Below are 16,813 nucleotides of genomic sequence, written 5' to 3' on the forward strand. Positions count from 1 at the left end.
AAGGAACTCATCTCATGAACACACCCGTCTGGCGTCGCCTGTCCAAGACCACCGGTGTCGCCGTCGTCGCCGCCGCCCTCGCCTTCACCGCCGCATGCAGTTCCGGGGAGAGCACCGAATCCTCCGGTTACACGGGGGCGGTCGGCCCGGTCGACCTGAGCGCCAACTGTCCCGACAAGGTCGTCATCCAGACCGACTGGAACCCGGAGGCCGAACACGGCCACCTCTACCAACTCCTCGGCCCCGACCCCACGATCAATGCCGGCAACAAGCGCGTCGTCGGTCCGCTCTTCGACCGCGGCGAATACACCGGCGTCGACATCGAGATCCGGGCCGGCGGACCCGCCATCGGCTTCCAGTCGGTGACCTCGCAGATGTACTCCGACCCGGAGATCCTCCTCGGTTACGTCGACACTGATCAGGCCATCCAGAACTCGAAGGACAACCCGACGACGGCGGTCATGGCACCGCTCGACATCAGTCCGCAGATGATCATGTGGGATCCCGCCACCTACCCGCAGGTCCAGGGGATCGCCGACCTCAAGGCGGCGAACGCGCGCGTCCTGTACTTCGAGGGGGCCACCTACATGGACTACCTGACCGGGTCGGGCGTCCTCTCCTCCGCGCAGGTCGACGGCAGCTACGACGGGTCGCCGGCCAACTTCGTCTCCGACGGCGGCAAGACCGCCCAGCAGGGGTTCGCCAGCTCCGAGCCACAGGTCTACCAGGAAGAGGTCGAGGGCTGGCAGAAGCCGGTGAAGTACCAGCTGATCCACGACGTCGGCTTCCCGTCCTACAAGTCGTCGGTGGCGGTTCGCTCGGACGCACTGGAAGAGAACGCCGCCTGCCTCGAGCAGCTGGTGCCGGTGTTGCAGCGCGGTTCGGTCGATTATCTGGCGTCGCCGCAGGCGGCCGACGCGGTCATCCTCGACGCCGTCGAGCAGTACGACACGGGGTGGGTGTACTCCCAGCGGAACGCCGACTACGCACGGGAGACGATGGCCGACCTCAACCTGGTGAGCAACGGCACCGACACGACGATCGGCAACTTCGACACCGCGCGCGTCGCCCGGGTGATGGAGGTGACCGGGCCGATCTTCACCGAGCAGGGCACGCCCGCAGCCGACGGCCTGACGCCCGAGGCGATCGCGACCAACCGCTTCATCGACACCTCGGTGGGCCTGCCGTCATGACCGCTCCGGTGGTCGCGGTCGGTACCGACGAGGGACGCCCCGACTTCGGCCCCGAGGACGTCGATGCGCTGGCCGACGACCTGCTCGCGATCGTCGGCCCGCGCGGCATCAGCTCACTTCCCCGCGCGCTCGAACGCGCGGCCCGCGACGGCTCGGGGATGAGTCCGATCCTGTCGGCGCAGGATCTCGGCCGACCCGATCTCGTGTGCTACCCACGCACGGCCGACGCGGTGCCCCACATCGTCCGCGCGGCGGTCGCCCGCGGCGTACCGATCACCACGCGCGGCAAGGGAACCGGGAACTACGGCCAGGTCATCCCGCGCTTCGGCGGACTCGTCCTCGACATGACGTCGCTGACCGCGATCGGGGACGTCACCGACCGTTCGGTCACCGCCCAGGCGGGCGCGCGGATGATCAACCTGGAACAGACCGCATGGTCGCACGGCAGCCAGCTGTGGATGTACCCGTCGACCGTCCAGTCGACGCTCGGCGGGTTCCTGGCGGGAGGTTCGGCTGGTACCGGCACGATCGTGCACGGCCGCAACCATCAGGGGTTCGTCGACGCACTGGATGTCGTCCATGCGACCGGCGAGGCCGAGGTGGTCCATCTCGAGGGCGACGACGCAACCCCGTTCGTGCACACCTACGGGGTCGCCGGCATCATTGTCGGCGCCACCGTCCGGGTGGAACCGCTGCAGGAATGGCGCTGCGTGTACGCGAGTTTCGGCTCCACACGCGAGGCGTTCGACGCGGCGCTCCGACTGGCGGCGGTCGAACCGAAGCCGCGTCTGCTGTCCGCGGACGGCCCCGTCATCACGGGGGCGCTGCCCGACGACCCCGCGCTCGTCCGCGGTCGCGCCAGCGTGCGCGGGATCATCGACGCCCGGGCATTGGCGGAGACCACCGACCTGGTCGTCGCCGCCGGCGGCCGCGTCGAAGCGGTCCGCGAGGGCATCGCCGAGACGGTCAAGCTGTCGACGCTGTCCTACAACCACCCGACGTGGTGGTTACAGAAGTCGCAGCCGGACAGGTGGTTCCACATGGAGGTACGCGGGGACGCACTCGTCACCCGGCTCGAGGAGGTGGAGAAGGTGTACGAGGGCGGCATGCTGCATCTCGAGGTCGGCCACGAGATGATGTTCGGGATGCTCAACGGGATCTACCGCAGTCCGCAGCAGGTCATCGACGGCGTCGCCGCACTCGAGGATCTCGGGGTCGGCGTCCACTCCCCGCACCAGTGGTACGTCGATCTCGATGCCGAGCGCGTCCGCGCGCTGGCGCACCAGACCGACCCGAAGGGTCTGCTCAATCCCGGAAGGTGGATGTGAACACGGTGACCACCAGGACGACGCGCCCGGCCGCGCATCGGCGTTATGCCGAGCTGACCACCGAACAGATCGGCACCACCCTGTCGCGGGACTCGATTATCGTACTACCCACGGGCGCAATCGAACCGCACGGCCCGCACCTGCCGTTGGCCACCGATCTCATCGTCGCGGAGTCGGTCGCCGAGGCCGTCGTGGACCGCGGTGCCGCCGCGGGGCACGATGTCTGGCTCCTGCCGGCGCTGGGTTACACCAAATCCGACGAGCACTCGCGGCTCCCGGGCACGATCTGGCTGCGGGCGAGCACCCTGTTCGAGACGATCGTCGACATCGGGGCGTCGCTCGCACAGACCCCGGCGCGTCGTGTGCTGTTCCTCAACGCGCACGGCGGCAACTCCGCACTGATCGAGGTCGCCGCGCGCGAACTCCGACGACGGTTCGACCTGCAGACCTTCTTTTCCTCCGGCCCGGGTCACCCCGGTCCCACCGAGCGCGGACTCGGCATCCACGCGGGCTGGGCGGAGACCTCGATGATGCTGCACCTCCGGCCGGATCTCGTGCACATGGACAAGGCGGTCGCGACGGTGGCAGACGCGGTCGCCGACGCCGGGCACGTCGGTTTCGCCGGCACCGTCCGATTCGGTTGGCTGTCCACCGATTTCGCCGAGTCGGGGGTGATCGGCGACCCCACTGGAGCCGACGCCTCGATCGGCGCGAAGCTTTTCGACGAGCGCGTCGAGGACCTGGTCGCCGCGCTGCCGGAGATCGCCACCTTCGACCCGGGCCGGGTGGGGCGTTGATCACCAGCGGTACCGGGTTCGGAACCGATTGCGCGAGTGCGGATCAGCTCTCGGTCCACCCGATGACGCTGCTGCGGAACTGGCTTCCCCCGTCGGACGAGCCACGGCCGTTGATGGCACTGGCGACGTGCGGCCCCGACGGTTATCCCCGGGTCCGACACGTGCTGATCACCGAGGCCGACGACACCGCGGTCTACTTCCACACCGACAGCCGGTCGGCCAAGGTGGCCGAACTCGCCGACAACCCCCGGGCCTCGATCGCGATCGCCTGGCCCGCCGTCGGCCGGCAGGTCGTCGCGCACGGTGACGTCCGGCGAGCGCCGGACGACGAACTGTCCGAGGCCTACTCGCGCCGTTCCCGGTACCTGCAACTCCTGGCGTGGCTGAACGACGACGACCTCGCCGCATTGCCACCCGAGGAGCGGCGTCGGCGATGGTCCGACTACGACTCGGCCCACCCGCGACTGCCCGCACCGCCCACCTGGACCGGGTACGCCGTCGACTTGCGGGAGATCACCTTCTGGCGCGGCGACCCGGACGGGCCGTCGCAGCGAGTACGGTTCACCGACAACGGAAATCATTGGAATTCGGAGGTTCTACCGGGATGACCGGCACTTACCACAACGCCCTCGTACTGCCGGTCAGCGGCGATAGGCCCTGGTTCTGGGGATGGCTGTCGGTGGGCGAGGACGGCCGGATCTCCGGGATGGGCGAGGGCTCACCGCCGGCCGACGCACCGCTCCCCCGCCACGACCTCGACGGCGCCTTCCTCGCACCCGGTTTCGTCTCGGCACACAGTCACATCTACACCGGCGGGATGCGCGGGGTGGCGCCCAACAGCCCACTCTATGAATGGGTCACGCTGAACAGCACGATGCTGCTCGGCGCCGATGCGCAAGACCTGTACTGGATGACGCTGGCCGGCGGGCTCGATCACCTGTCCTCGGGAATCACCTCCGTGTACAACTTCACCCAGTCCCGCGTCCTGGCACTCTTCGACTACGAGGAGTCCGTCCTCAAGGCGGCTCGGGTGCATTCTCCGGAGTTCGTCACCGCCCAGGTGGACGGCCTGGCGGCCACCGGGATCCGATTCGTCACCAGTGTGCGACTCGACGACGAGCAACTCGGCGAGGACGCCGCGTTCGCCGGTTTCGACGAGGTGATGAGCCACCTGGCGACCGTCGACCGCGACCTCGATCTGGGTGGTTCGGTCTACGGCTCGGTGCAGTGGTCGTCGTCGCAAGCGACCGCCGAACGCGAACGGGCACTGATGGACCGGTACGGGATCACCAATCAGGCGCACTTCGTCGAGACTGCCGAGCAGATCGAGATCCAGCAGTCGAAGTTCGACTGGTACGACGCCGCAGGCGTTCTGGGCCCCGGCTTCGCCTTCGGACACTTCGTGCACCCCACCGAGAACATGGTCGCGCGTGTGCGCGACACGGGGTCGGCGGTGGTGTGGCAGCCGATGTCGAACGGTCGGCTCGGTTCCGGCATCGCCGACATCCCCCGTCTGCTCCGGGATTCGGTGACCGTCGGCGTCGGTGTGGACGACCAGTCGTGCACCGACGTGTCGGACCCGTTCGAGAACATGCGCACCGGGCTGTTCCTGCAGCGCGGAAAGCACAGCGACGCCGCGATTCTCACCCCCGTCGACATGCTCGCCCTCCACACGCTCGGGTCGGCATCGGCGATGGGCGTGGCCGACAAGGTCGGTTCGCTGGAGGTCGGGAAGTTCGCGGACCTGCTCGTCGTCGATCCCCGTTCCCCCCACCTCGGCCCCATCTGGGACCCCGTCGCCACCTACGTGCTCGGTTGCGGACTGCGCAACCTACGCGAGGTCGTGGTGGGTGGCCGCACGGTATGGGACCGCGACGTCGCCGATCCGCTGCGCGCACAGGCCGATTCCGAACTCACCGAGCGGATGATCGCGTCAGCGGCGCAGTCGGGGATCCATGCGGTGCGCCCACCCGCCGCCGCGACACCATCATCACCGCCGTCGTGACCACCAGCGCCACGATCGTCGCGACCGCGACGCCGACGACCGCCGCCGTCTCGCCGAGGGCGGCGACGGTGATCCCGACGAACGCCCAGATCAGGGTCAGTGGGTATGCGACGAGCACCGACCCGACGGCGGCAGTGACGGCCAGGCCGAGCAGGGCGCATGCGAGCAGGATGGTCAGCTGCCATCCCAGGGACTGCGGATCGGCGAGGTCGGCACCGATCGCGGCGGCCCAGTTCTGGAAGACCGCCGCGGTGGCCCAGGCCGCATAGACACCGACGAGGATGCGGGTCAGGACGATGAGCCACCGGGGCGCCGCGTCGTCGGCCGGTCTCGCGGCGATGCGGGCGGCGTCGAGCAGGACCACCGTCATGACCGTCAGCACGATCGGTGTCACCCACGTCCACTCCGCGGCCGACACCAGAATCCAGACCGCCGCGCCGGCGAAAGCGACTTCGAGGTCGATGAGCAGACGCCGCGGGTCGTCGGTCCCGGTGGCACGTTTCCACACCACGGCGACGGCGAAGACGATCGACAGCAGGTAGATGAGACTCCAGATCGAGAACGTGTAGCCCGCCGGGGTGATCAACAGATCTGTGGTCGACTCGTTGGGCGAGGCGCCGAAACCGGAGAACGGGACCACGGGCGCGACCACCTGCGCGACCGCCAGGAACACGGCAAGCCAGGTGATCGGACCGGAGATGCGTGTGGGTGTCATGTGATCCAAGGTAGGCACAGGTGTCCGGTTTGCGCCGCGAATGTGCTTGGGGTGGGAGCGAAGCACCCCGATCACCCCCGGCTCCCCGAGGTGCGCGTGGAGCTTGCGGACCGCCAGACTTCAACTCGACTCCTAGACCTCGATCGAAGTCTGCCGGTCGAGTTGAAGTCTGTCGGTCGCCGGCGCGTATCGGCCCAGTCATCGATTCTGGGGAGCCGCCATCACACCTGCGGTACTGCGGACTTTCGGATCGGGGCGCGGAAAGGTTCGTCGAACGACCAAACCGATGGCGACGGCCGCGACCGCGGCGTAGACGACGCCGGTGACGATGGCGCCACCGAGGGTCCCGACTGCCTGGCCGGCGACACCGTCGAGCACCACCATCACACCCGCACCGCTGTAGGCGAAGGCGGAGAACCGCGATGCCACACGGCCCTGCTCGACGGCGCCGAGACCGCGGGTGACAGCGGCGAGCGCCACTCGGTACCCCCCGGCCTGACCGATCCCGCCGACGACCGTACCCAGGACGATCACGTCGAGCCGGCCGAGGACGAGACCCACCACCGCCGTCGACCATCCGACGACCATGAGCACGCCGACCGCCGGTAGCGTCGTCACGAGCCGCACCCCCACGCCGGCGAGACTCGCGACCATCGAGACCAACAGACATGCGCCACCGACGCATTGGGCCACGAGGAGCGAGTCGCTCGCTCCGGTGGCGAGGATCGCGGCGGGCATCGCGCCCACCGCGAGCGTCCCGATCGCCCACGCCAGCGCGCCGACCAGATAGGCACCGGGATCTCGACGACGCGTACCCGCAACGTCGAGGTCGCCGTTGTGGACGTCGAGGTCGCCGGTGTGAGCGTGTGTCGACTGCGGCGCTGAGCCATCGTCCGTCGACGAATCATTGCCATACGCAAGCAAACCGGGAGCCAGACGCAGACCGACGAGCAAGACGATCAGGCATACCGCGGTCGCCGCGGCGTGGATCGCGTACACCGTGACCAGCTGCCAGGGCAGGAACACGGCTATCGCGATGGCCGCGACCAGCCCGCTTCCGGCGCCGATGAGCGAACCGGAGGCGATGAACGCACGACCCCGTTCGCCGCTGGCGGCCACCATGATCGCCGCGGCGGCGCCCGTGCTCAGGCCCACCGACGCCCCGGTGAGGAACCGTCCCGGGAACAGCAGCACGTCGACCGATGCGCCGACGATCTGCAGGAGGTCGCCGACGATCGCCGCGAGGAGAGCGAGCGGTAACACCGTGCGGCTGTGCCGGATGAGCGGGCCGCGAGCCGAGATCAACAGGATGATGATCAGGGCGATGAAGTAGGTGGCGAACAGCACCGACGCCGCGGCGGGCCCGAACTCATGGGTGTCCATGTATCCCGGGAGCAGTGGCGTCATCGCATTCGAGCCGCAGATGGCGAGAATGAACCCGACCCCGGAAGCGCCTGTGAGCACACGGATTCCACGGTCGGATCTCAGAGCGACTGCCATGGGGAGAACTCAAACCGACGTCTGTGACCATCGGGCAACCCCGTCGTGGCCGTCGTATTGCGCACCTCGTCGCCCCGACGCCGAGGCGCTGACCTGCCACGTTCTGGCGGGTGACGACGATGGCGCCGGTCGCGCCGGAAACTCAGCCCACGGGGCGAAGGTCCGGGGTCGCCCCCGGACGGGGTCCCCAATACCTCTCGACCCAACTGCCCGACCGGCCGGTTCATCGGTCTCGGTGATGTCCCAGTCCACGAACTCGTGTAGATCGCCCGCCATCTCGGCGATGACGTCGCGCAGTTCGAGGGGCTCCAGCCAGCGCGGCGGGATGGCCTCGACCCCGTCGCGCGCACCCAGCAGGTTGCCTGCGATCGCGCCGGTGGAGTCCGAGTCGCCGTCGTGATTGACCGCGATGATCACCGCGTCCTCGAGGTCGTCGGCCACCAGCGCGGAGTAGACGGCGATCGCGAGCGCCTCCTCTCCGACCCAGCCCCCGCCGAGGCGCGTGATCGCCGACTCGTGGGACAGGCCCGAACCGGCGAGGACTTCCGCGGCCTCCAGTGCGGCAAGGGTCTCCTCGTGACCGGCCCGATCCCGGAGGATGCCCTTCGCCGTCGCCAGCGCCTCCGGCAGGCCGGCTCCGTCGATCAGCTCGCGGACCGCGACCGCGAGAACGCCGGCGGGAAGCGAACCGGAGGGATGGCCGTGGGTGAGCGCCGCGAGTGTGGTCGCGAGGTCGAAAGTGCCTGCGGCAGACCAGTCCGCGCGGGCCGCGAACAAACCGACCGGCGCCACCCGCATGACACCTCCGCAGCCCTTGCTGTCGTTGTCGGCCGGGACGCCCGGACGAGTGGTCACCCGGAGCGCCTCGAGACAGGTGGTGCCGGGTGCCCGTCGGCTGTGCATCTGCTGGTGCCCTGCCAGCCAGCTGGACCGTTCGGTCGTCGCCAGCACGCCGTGCCGCGGATGGCCGCCCTGCGTGATGAACCACCGCAGGTATGCGCGGGCCGTCGTGGCCGCGTAGCAGGAGATGCCTCCCGCGCAGTCGCGGGCCCAGGCGCGCAGCAGACCCTCCGCAGTGAACAGCGTCATCTGGGTGTCGTCGGTGATGGTGCCGAGGCCGCCGTACGCCTCGGAGTAGGAGGTGATGCCCGCGGGTCCGAACCTCTCCAGGATCGCGTCCCGAGTCGAGAACTCGACTGCCCCGCCCAGCGCGTCGCCGGCAGCACCGGCGAGCAGACATCCGGTGAACCGATCCATGTTCGCCCCCTGTGCTTTCCCCGGCGTTCATCCATGGTCACACGGTTGCGCCGACTCTGCTGGACAGCGGACCGCGAACGGGTACTTTCAGAGGACCTCGAGACGAAGGGGCTCCGATCGTGCTCTCCCTCATCCCCGGTTCACAGCGTCGCAGCCTGGACGAGATCGTCGAGCGCCTCGACTTCTCCGTCGGCGACCGCACCGCCAAACGCAGCGCCTTCTGGTTGATGCTCACGCTGTCCGGCGTCATCGCGGTCTCGGGAGTCGTCGCCGACAGCACGGCGACCGTCATCGGGGCGATGATCGTCGCGCCGCTGTCGACACCGATCCTCGGCATCGGACTCGGAATCGCCACCGGCCGTGGTCGACTCATGCTCGCGAGTGTCGGTTACGTGATCGCCGGGGTCATCCTGGTGACGATCCTGGGCGTCGTGTTCGCTCAGTTGCTACCCAATCCGACGAACGTGCTCTCCAACTCACAGGTGCTGGGCCGGACGTCACCGACGCTCGTCGACCTCCTGGCCGCCCTCGCCACCGGCCTCGTCGGCGCGATCGCCATCACCCGTCGCGACGTCGGTGATGTGCTGCCCGGCGTGGCCATCGCCATCTCCCTGGTGCCGCCACTCGGGGTCGTCGGCGTCTGCCTGGGGTCGGGAGCCCCGTCGCTCGCACTGGGCGCCTTCGTGCTGTTCGCGTCGAACGTGGTCGCGATGATCATCACGAGCCTCGTCGTGTTGACGATCGCAGGCTATGGCCGAGAGGCCGCCGATCTCGCCGGTGCGGAACATCCGAGGGCCCCTCGACGCCGGGCCTACGCGGCACTGGCCGTAGCTCTCGTCGTCGTCACCGTCCCGATGGTCGCGAACTCGCTCTCGTCACTGTGGTCCCGGCAGATCGCGACCGCGGCGGAGTCGTGGCTCGGATCGGGCGGGAACGACTCGTCCGAGGTCACCGGTGTCAGCTGGACCGGCAGTACGGTCACCGTCAGTGTGCTCGCCCCACAGGACCTGCCGCCGATCGACGAGCTCCAAACGACGGTCGACGAGTTGGTCCCCTGGGACCCCGAGGTCGTCGTCGTCCACACCGTCGGCGAGCGGTCGGGTGTCAACTGAGCGTGCCGAACCCCGGCGAGGCATCCGCGCTTCTGACAGAGTGGTACGTACGCATCGCTCACCGAGAACGTCACCGTACGCACTCAACCGAGAACCGACGAGGTCAAGCACATGGCTCTCTCTCGAGACGCATCCCCTGCTGTGGCACAGGCGAATTCGTCCGCCCACGATCACCTCCCGTTCCAGGACACCCACGACCTGGACGCCGCCACGCGCGGACTCGTCGCCGAACTCGATCCCCCCGCCATCGCCGGCCAGGACGGGAAGCCGGTGTGGGATTGCGATGAATTCTCCTTCCTCGCCGAGGAGGCGCCTGCGACCGCCCATCCCAGCTTGTGGCGGCAGTCGGGTCTCGTTGCCCGACAAGGCCTCTTCGAGGTGACAGATCGGATCTACCAGATCCGCGGCCTGGACCTGTCGAACATGACCGTCGTCGAGGGCGACACCGGCGTCATCGTCATCGACCCACTGATCTCACAGGAAACCGCGGCCGCCGGCCTCCGCCTCTATCGGGAGCATCGTGGCGATCGTCCGGTCACCGCCGTCATCTACACGCACTCGCACATCGATCATTTCGGCGGCGTCAAAGGAGTCACCACCCAGGAGGCCGTCGACGCCGGCGAGTGCCAGATCATCGCGCCCGCAGGCATGGTCGAGCACGCGGTCGCCGAGAACGTCTACGCGGGAACGGCGATGGGCAGGCGCGCGGCGTACATGTACGGGGCCGCGCTGCCGAGGGGCCCGCGCGGTGCGATCGGCGCGGGCCTCGGCCAGTCCACGTCCACCGGCACGGCGACCCTGATCGCCCCGACCCTCGACATCACCACCACCGGACAGGTCGAGACCATCGACGGGGTCACCATCGAATTCCAGCTGACGCCCGGCACCGAGGCACCGGCCGAGATGAACTTCTACTTTCCGCAGATGCGCGCGCTCTGTATGGCCGAGAACGCCACCCACACCCTGCACAATCTGCTCACGTTGCGGGGTGCCCTGGTCCGTGATCCGCACGTGTGGTCGCGCTACCTGACAGAGGCGATCAACGATTTCGCGGCGCGCTCCGACGTGCTCTTCGCGTCGCATCACTGGCCGACATGGGGCACCGCGGAGCTCACGGAGTTCCTGTCCCTCCAGCGCGACCTCTACGGATACCTCCACGATCAGACCCTTCGGCAGCTCAACAAGGGCCGGACCGGTCTCGAGATCGCCGAGGACATCCGATTGCCCCCGGCACTCGAGAACGCCTGGCACACACATGGCTACTACGGCTCGGTGAGCCACAACGTCAAGGCCATCTACCAGCGTTACATGGGATGGTTCGACGGGAATCCGGCGCACCTCTGGGAACATCCGCCGGTGGAATCCGCGACGCGGCACGTCGAGTTCATGGGCGGCGCGGACGAGGTGGTACAGAAGGCCCGCCGGTCGTTCGAGGCGGGCGACTTCCGCTGGGTCGCACAGGTCCTGAACTACGTCGTCTTCGCCGACCCGGCGCACGAGGAGGCGCGGAGTCTCCAAGCGGACACGCTCGAACAGCTCGGCTATGGCTCGGAGAACGGCACGTGGCGCAACTTCTACCTCATGGGGGCGTACGAGTTGCGCCACGGACCCGTCGGGACGCCGACTACGACGGCGGCCACGGACATCGTCGCCGCCCTGTCGGTCGATCAGCTCTTCGACGCCGTCGCCCTGCGAGTCGACGGGCCGGCGGCCTGGGACGCCCACCTCGTCCTCGACTGGCACATCACCGACGCCGACCGACGCCACCGGTCGGAGCTGCGCAACGGCCTCCTGGTCCATTTCGACGTGGATCAGGCAAGCGCTGACGACCGCGTCGCAGCGACGTTCACCGTGACCAAGCAGACCCTGCTGATGCTGCTTCTGGGGGTCGTGGATCTCGGTACGGCCGTCGAAGCGGGCGACGTCGGCGTCGACGGTGATCCGAGTGCGTTCGGCGAACTCGCCGGCTACCTGGACGACCCGGATCCCGATTTCGCGATCGTGACACCCTAGGAGACTGCTGAAATAGTCGGTGTCGTTTCGGTGTGGGGTGAGCGGGTTTGCCTGGTGGGCTGGGATCCTGGTGGGTATGCAGGGTGAGCCGGATCGTCAGGGTGAGTTTCTGGATGTGAACTCGGTCGTCGGGCATTTGCTGGCCGAGGGCAGTGTGTTCGCGTTTTTGGCTGCTCATCGCGAGCAGTTGTTTCCTGCGGAGATGTTCGCGGACCTGTTTCCCAGCGGCCGGGGCCGTCCGTCGATCCCGCCGGCCACGATGGCGTCGGTGATCGTGCTGCAAACGCTGCAGGGTTTGTCCGATCGCGAAGCCGCTGATGCGGTCACTTTCGATCTGCGGTGGAAAGCGGCGTGTGGATTCGTGTTGGGTAACAAAGGTTTTCATCCGTCGACTCTGACGTACTGGCGTCGGCGACTGGCAGCCAGCGATCGGCCGCACCGCATTTTCGAGGTGGTACGCGAGGTCATCACCACCACCGGGGTGCTCGCGGGTAAGAGTCGTCGAGCGCTGGATTCGACGATCTTCGATGACGCGGTGGCCCGCCAGGACGCCATCACCCAGGTGATCGCGGCGATCCGGCGGGTCGCCCGAGAGGTCGACGGTGGTGCGGTGGTGGTCGAGCAGCACGCGACTCGTCTGGCCGCGTTGACCGGCGGCGGCTATGACCGGCCCGGCAAGCCGCGGATCGCCTGGGATGATGAGTGTGCTCAACAGGACCTGATCAGCGCCCTTGTCGAAGATGGGTTGGCCGTGCTCGACGGTCTGGACCTCGAGGCCATCGACAAGGAACCGAGTAACCAGGCCCAGGCGCAGGCGGTGGCATTGCTGGCATTGGTGACCGGCCAGGATGTGGAACCGGCACCAGGTTCTGATGGCACCGACGGACGCTGGCGCATCGCGCCCCGGACCGCCCCGGACCGGGTGATCTCCACCGTCGATACCGACACCCGGCACGCCCACAAAACCCGGGCACGCCAGCAGGACGGGTTCAAGGGCCACATCGTCAATGAACCGGAGACCGGGTTGGTCACCGCGATCGAGATGACCAAAGCCGCTGGTCCGGACACTTCCGACGGAGCAGTCGGGGCACGGTTGTTGCTGAGCGATCCGACCGTCGCCGACGACGCCGACGATCGTGAGGTGCTGGGTGATTCAGCGTATGCCTCCGGTGACATGCTGGCCACGCTGGCGCGGACACGATGGAACGCGGTGATCAAACCCAAGCCACACATGCCGGCGGTTGCTGGTGGTTTCGTCGTCGACGATTTCACCTTCGACGCCGACTCGAACACATTGACCTGCCCCAACAACCTGACCCGACCGGTCAGCGCGAAAGGCCACGTCACCTACGGTGCGGCCTGCCAAGACTGCCCACTTCGGGCACGGTGCACCACCGCGGTTCGTGGACGCAAAATCAGTTTCGGCGAACACCACCAACTCCAGCGCGAACACCGACAACACTTCTCTGACAACACTATTGCCGACACCTACCGCCAGCATCGACCCATGGTCGAACGGACGATTGCCTGGCTCACCCGCGGTAACCGGCGGGTGCCCTACCGTGGAATCGAACGCAACAACAACTGGCTGCACCACCGCGCCGCCGCGATCAACCTACGCCGCCTGATCACCCTCGGACTGACTACCACCAACGGCACCTGGACACTGGCCACCGCCTGAACCGCGGCACCGCCGCCCCACCTAGATCGATCACCACGACCACACCCCGGAACCGACACATCCCCGCAGCAGGAACCTCAACCCAGGCTGGACCCTAATTCAGCAGGCTCCTAGTTCCCGCCGGGCGGCCCGGCCGACCCGACCGAGGGTGACACTGCTCGAACACACGTGCGAAACTGTCCGGGTGGGCATGAAGTGGATTGGCGGGGACAACGGCCAACCACACCGGCCCGCCTTCGTGCGGGTCGGCCACAAGGCGGTGCTCATCGACCTCGGCGCGCTCTACCCCAATGCACCGCATTTCAGCGGCGAGTACCACCCCGACGGTTTACAGATCCGGTCGGTGCACCTCGGCGTCCTCACCGAGTGGGGGCGCGACGAATGGGGTGCCTGGTACGGCAAGGTCACCTACACGATCACCTCGAAGGACCGACAGGAGAAGGTCACGCACTGGGTGCCGTCGTGGGCGTTGCGCCCGGCCGGTGACCGGCCGCCCGGGCGACGGTGACCGCCCCCGAGGAGCGAGCTTGCGAGCGTCACCCCCTGCTCCCTGAGGAGCAAGCTTGCGAGCGTCACCCCCTGCTCCCTGAGGAGCGAGCTTGCGAGCGTCACCCCCTGCTCCCTGAGGAGCGAGCTTGCGAGCGTCACGAAGGGTCCTGGTGAGGCGGGTTGCGAGACCCTTCGTGACGCGCCCTCCGCAAGCTCCGGGCGCTCCTCAGGGAGCAGAAGGGTGACCCTCCGCAGGTGAGCAGAAGGGTGACCCTCCGCAGGTGAGCAGAGGGGTGACCCTCCGCCGGGAGCAGAAGGTGGGCCCTGCGCAGGGAGCAGAGGGGTGGCCTCCGCAAGCTCTGGGCGCTCAGCGGATGAGCGGGTCGCGCGGCAAGCCGAGGATGCGTTCGGCGATCTGGTTGCGGGTGATCTCCGACGTCCCGCCGGCGATCGACATCCCGCGGGCACCGAGGATCAGCAGGCCGGCCAGCTTGCCGGGACCGGACGAGAACGCGACGTCGGGTCCGAGCAATTCCGCGGCCAGGTGCGCGCGGTCGCTGAGATGCTCGGCGAGAAGCAGTTTCGTCACATTTCCCTCGGGTCCGGGAGCGGCGCCGACGACCGATCGGGCGGCACGACGCAGATTCAGCAGTCGCAGCGCATCCTCGACGGCGAGGAACTCACCGACCTTCGTCGCCGCCCCCTCGACCCGGTCCCCGTAGCCCTGGACGAGTGCCACCATCTGTTGGACCGCACCGTCGCTACCCGGCGCACCGCCGCCGATGCTGACCCGCTCGTTGCCGAGGGTTGCGCGGGCCACGGCCCAGCCGTCGTTCGGTGTGCCCACCACGTCTTCGTCAGGGACGAAGACGTCGGTGAAGAACACCTCGTTGAACTCGGACCCGCCGGTGATCTGCCGCAGCGGACGTACCTCGACACCGGGCGCCGACATGTCGATCAACACCGCGGTGATGCCCTTGTGCTTGGGGGCTTCCGGGTCGGTCCGCACCGTTGCCAGCCCTCGCCGGCACAGGTGGGCGCCGCTGGTCCAGACCTTCTGGCCGTTGATGCGCCAGCCGCCGTCGACGCGCGTGGCCCTCGTGCTGACCGCCGCCGCGTCCGACCCCGCACCGGGCTCGGAGAACAACTGACACCACACCTCGTCCCCGAGCAGCGCCGGACGGACGAACCGGTCGATCTGGTCCTGCGTGCCCTGCTGGATGAGGGTGAGGATGACCCACCCGGTGATGCTGTAATCGGGCCGCTTCACACCCGCGGTCGCCATCTCCTCCTCGATGACGAGTTGTTCGACGGAATCCGCCGCGCGTCCCCACGGCCTGGGCCAATGCGGCATGACGTAACCGGTGTCGATGAGCTTCTCGCGCAGCGCGGACTCGCCGACGCCGGCGATCTCGGCGATGTCGGCTCGAACGCGCGCACGCAGTTCCTCGGCCTCGGGTGGGAGGTCGAGGCTGTTGGCACGGGTGACGCCGCCTGCGGAGAACTCGTACACGTCACGAGCCGGCTGTTGTCCGCCGAACAGCGCCTGCAGCACCGTGGCGCGGCGCAGATGCAGGTGTGCGTCGTGTTCCCAGGTGAAGCCGATGCCGCCGTGCACCTGGATGTTCAGCTCGGCGTTCGTCGTGTAGGTGGGCAGTGCCAGCGCGGCCGCCGATGCCGCGACCAGCCCGAGCGCGTCGGCGTTCTCGTCGGCCGCTCGCGCCGCGTCCCACACCACCGCGCTGGCGGCCTCCGCGCCGACGAGCATGTTCGCGCAGTGGTGCTTGACGGCCTGGAACGCACCGATGGTCCGGCCGAACTGTTCGCGGACCTTCGCGTAGGCCACCGCGGCGTCCAGCGCGTCCCGCGCCCCGCCGACGGCTTCGGCCGCGACCAGCGTCCGGGTGAGCGCCAGCGCGGTGGCCGCCAGTCTCGGCAGACGGACGGCGGCAGCACTCGACAGCGACACCCTCGCCGACAATCGGGTCGGGTCCAGATCGGCGTGCGCGCCCACCTCGACACCCGAGTCCGACGACTCCACCACCAGCACATCGTCGTCGCCGATGAGTACCAGCAGATCCGCGAGCGGTGCGCCGAGTACCGCGTCGACCTGACCGGAGACCGCCCCACCGGCCTCGGTCAGTCCCGGCACCACCGCGACACCCGCGGTGACCGTGCCGTCGACGAGCGACCGCAGCCAGCGGGCACGCGTCTCGTCGTCGGCATGAGTCAGGATCGCCGAGGCGATCACGGTGGGCAGGAACGGACCAGGCGCCACCGCGCGGCCCAATTCCTCTGTCACGACGACCGATTCGGCGATCCCGAAACCAGAACCGCCGTATTCCTCGGCGACGTGCAGACCCAGCCATCCGAGTTCGGCGATCTCCGCCCAGAACGTGGGTCTGGCCTCCTCGAGCGCGTCGAGTCGGTCGCGCGCCTGCGCCCGCACCTTTCGGTCGACGGCGAATTCGCGCACCACCGAGGCGAGTTCGACGTGGTCATCGGTCAGGGCAATACTCATGGCGACTCCCGGGATCGTCGGTCACCCGATCACACCATCTACCCCCGGTCCGGGGTGGACGCTTGAGACAAACTCATCGAATCCGTTCCCGACGCGCCCGTTGCACGACCGGGTCCGGGAACGGCACGGCATCGACGAGGTCCCGGGTGTACCGGTCCTCGGGCGGTGAGGACGGTGCGCGTTCCGGCCGATGTCCGTCGCG

General features: G+C 68.3%; 12 protein-coding genes and 1 pseudogene. 9 read left to right on the forward strand and 4 right to left on the reverse strand.

Annotated features, from left to right (window positions below; translation table 11 throughout):
- The first annotated feature begins 14 nt into the window (after nucleotides 1–14).
- Genes QAD21_RS20230 through QAD21_RS20250 form a run of 5 tightly spaced genes read left to right on the forward strand, consistent with a single transcriptional unit; the run spans nucleotide 15 to nucleotide 5,323 of the window.
- On the forward strand, nucleotides 15–1,193 hold the full coding sequence (locus tag QAD21_RS20230) for an ABC transporter substrate-binding protein (RefSeq protein WP_205333964.1): 1,179 nt from the start codon (nucleotides 15–17) through the stop codon (nucleotides 1,191–1,193).
- Nucleotides 1,190–2,521, forward strand: a complete 1,332-nt coding sequence (locus QAD21_RS20235; RefSeq protein ID WP_058249772.1) for an FAD-binding oxidoreductase — start codon at nucleotides 1,190–1,192, stop codon at nucleotides 2,519–2,521. Before QAD21_RS20230 ends, QAD21_RS20235 begins: the two co-directional genes overlap by 4 nt.
- Before the next feature lie 5 nt (nucleotides 2,522–2,526).
- Nucleotides 2,527–3,318 carry a creatininase family protein gene (locus QAD21_RS20240; RefSeq protein WP_223258801.1) on the forward strand — a complete coding sequence of 264 codons (792 nt, stop codon included), beginning with the start codon at nucleotides 2,527–2,529 and terminating at the stop codon, nucleotides 3,316–3,318.
- On the forward strand, nucleotides 3,315–3,926 hold the full coding sequence (locus QAD21_RS20245; protein WP_068969808.1) for a pyridoxamine 5'-phosphate oxidase family protein: 612 nt from the start codon (nucleotides 3,315–3,317) through the stop codon (nucleotides 3,924–3,926). Before QAD21_RS20240 ends, QAD21_RS20245 begins: the two co-directional genes overlap by 4 nt.
- Nucleotides 3,923–5,323, forward strand: a complete 1,401-nt coding sequence (locus QAD21_RS20250) for an amidohydrolase family protein (RefSeq protein WP_068969807.1) — start codon at nucleotides 3,923–3,925, stop codon at nucleotides 5,321–5,323. The genes QAD21_RS20245 and QAD21_RS20250 overlap by 4 nt, the downstream gene beginning before the upstream one ends.
- Here QAD21_RS20250 and QAD21_RS20255 read toward each other — a convergent pair.
- The 3 genes and pseudogenes from QAD21_RS20255 to QAD21_RS20265 form a co-directional block, all read right to left on the reverse strand.
- Nucleotides 5,232–6,038, reverse strand: coding sequence for an MFS transporter (locus QAD21_RS20255; RefSeq protein ID WP_068969806.1), 807 nt, complete (start codon nucleotides 6,036–6,038; stop codon nucleotides 5,232–5,234). The two genes, QAD21_RS20250 and QAD21_RS20255, sit on opposite strands and share 92 nt — an antisense overlap.
- A 198-nt stretch (nucleotides 6,039–6,236) precedes the next feature.
- The gene (locus QAD21_RS20260) at nucleotides 6,237–7,502 is read right to left on the reverse strand and encodes an MFS transporter (protein ID WP_280360185.1); all 1,266 of its coding nucleotides are present in this window, start codon (nucleotides 7,500–7,502) and stop codon (nucleotides 6,237–6,239) included.
- Nucleotides 7,503–7,799: 297 nt separating this feature from the next.
- A pseudogene (locus QAD21_RS20265) lies at nucleotides 7,800–8,795 on the reverse strand (ADP-ribosylglycohydrolase family protein); the annotation flags it as partial.
- 119 nt (nucleotides 8,796–8,914) lie between these two features.
- On the opposite strand from QAD21_RS20265, the gene QAD21_RS20270 reads away from it, so the two are divergent.
- The 4 genes from QAD21_RS20270 (at nucleotide 8,915) to QAD21_RS20285 (ending at nucleotide 14,109) form a co-directional block, all read left to right on the forward strand.
- Entirely contained in the window at nucleotides 8,915–9,907 is a 993-nt protein-coding gene (locus QAD21_RS20270; protein ID WP_065631445.1) for a TIGR00341 family protein, read from the forward strand.
- 111 nt (nucleotides 9,908–10,018) lie between these two features.
- Nucleotides 10,019–11,920, forward strand: a complete 1,902-nt coding sequence (locus QAD21_RS20275) for an alkyl sulfatase dimerization domain-containing protein (RefSeq protein ID WP_205333966.1) — start codon at nucleotides 10,019–10,021, stop codon at nucleotides 11,918–11,920.
- Between the two features lie 76 nt (nucleotides 11,921–11,996).
- On the forward strand, nucleotides 11,997–13,601 hold the full coding sequence (locus tag QAD21_RS20280) for an IS1182 family transposase (protein WP_159371900.1): 1,605 nt from the start codon (nucleotides 11,997–11,999) through the stop codon (nucleotides 13,599–13,601).
- A 190-nt stretch (nucleotides 13,602–13,791) separates the two neighbouring features.
- Nucleotides 13,792–14,109, forward strand: a complete 318-nt coding sequence (locus QAD21_RS20285) for a hypothetical protein (protein ID WP_010842754.1) — start codon at nucleotides 13,792–13,794, stop codon at nucleotides 14,107–14,109.
- Between the two features lie 348 nt (nucleotides 14,110–14,457).
- Here the strand turns inward: QAD21_RS20285 and QAD21_RS20290 are convergent, their stop codons facing one another.
- Entirely contained in the window at nucleotides 14,458–16,611 is a 2,154-nt protein-coding gene (locus tag QAD21_RS20290; RefSeq protein ID WP_280360186.1) for an acyl-CoA dehydrogenase, read from the reverse strand.
- Nucleotides 16,612–16,813 lie beyond the last annotated feature (202 nt).

This window comes from Gordonia sp. SMJS1, assembly GCF_029866425.1.
Taxonomy (GTDB): Bacteria; Actinomycetota; Actinomycetes; order Mycobacteriales; family Mycobacteriaceae; genus Gordonia; species Gordonia hongkongensis.

What these genes read in the sequence shown, in the direction of transcription:
- QAD21_RS20290 (WP_280360186.1), bottom strand. Translation starts at nt 16,611, where the DNA reads ATGAGTATTGCCCTGACCGATGACCACGTCGAACTCGCCTCGGTGGTG.
- QAD21_RS20250 (WP_068969807.1), top strand. Translation starts at nt 3,923, where the DNA reads ATGACCGGCACTTACCACAACGCCCTCGTACTGCCGGTCAGCGGCGAT.
- QAD21_RS20230 (WP_205333964.1), top strand. Translation starts at nt 15, where the DNA reads ATGAACACACCCGTCTGGCGTCGCCTGTCCAAGACCACCGGTGTCGCC.
- QAD21_RS20280 (WP_159371900.1), top strand. Translation starts at nt 11,997, where the DNA reads ATGCAGGGTGAGCCGGATCGTCAGGGTGAGTTTCTGGATGTGAACTCG.
- QAD21_RS20285 (WP_010842754.1), top strand. Translation starts at nt 13,792, where the DNA reads ATGAAGTGGATTGGCGGGGACAACGGCCAACCACACCGGCCCGCCTTC.
- QAD21_RS20275 (WP_205333966.1), top strand. Translation starts at nt 10,019, where the DNA reads ATGGCTCTCTCTCGAGACGCATCCCCTGCTGTGGCACAGGCGAATTCG.
- QAD21_RS20255 (WP_068969806.1), bottom strand. Translation starts at nt 6,038, where the DNA reads ATGACACCCACACGCATCTCCGGTCCGATCACCTGGCTTGCCGTGTTC.
- QAD21_RS20235 (WP_058249772.1), top strand. Translation starts at nt 1,190, where the DNA reads ATGACCGCTCCGGTGGTCGCGGTCGGTACCGACGAGGGACGCCCCGAC.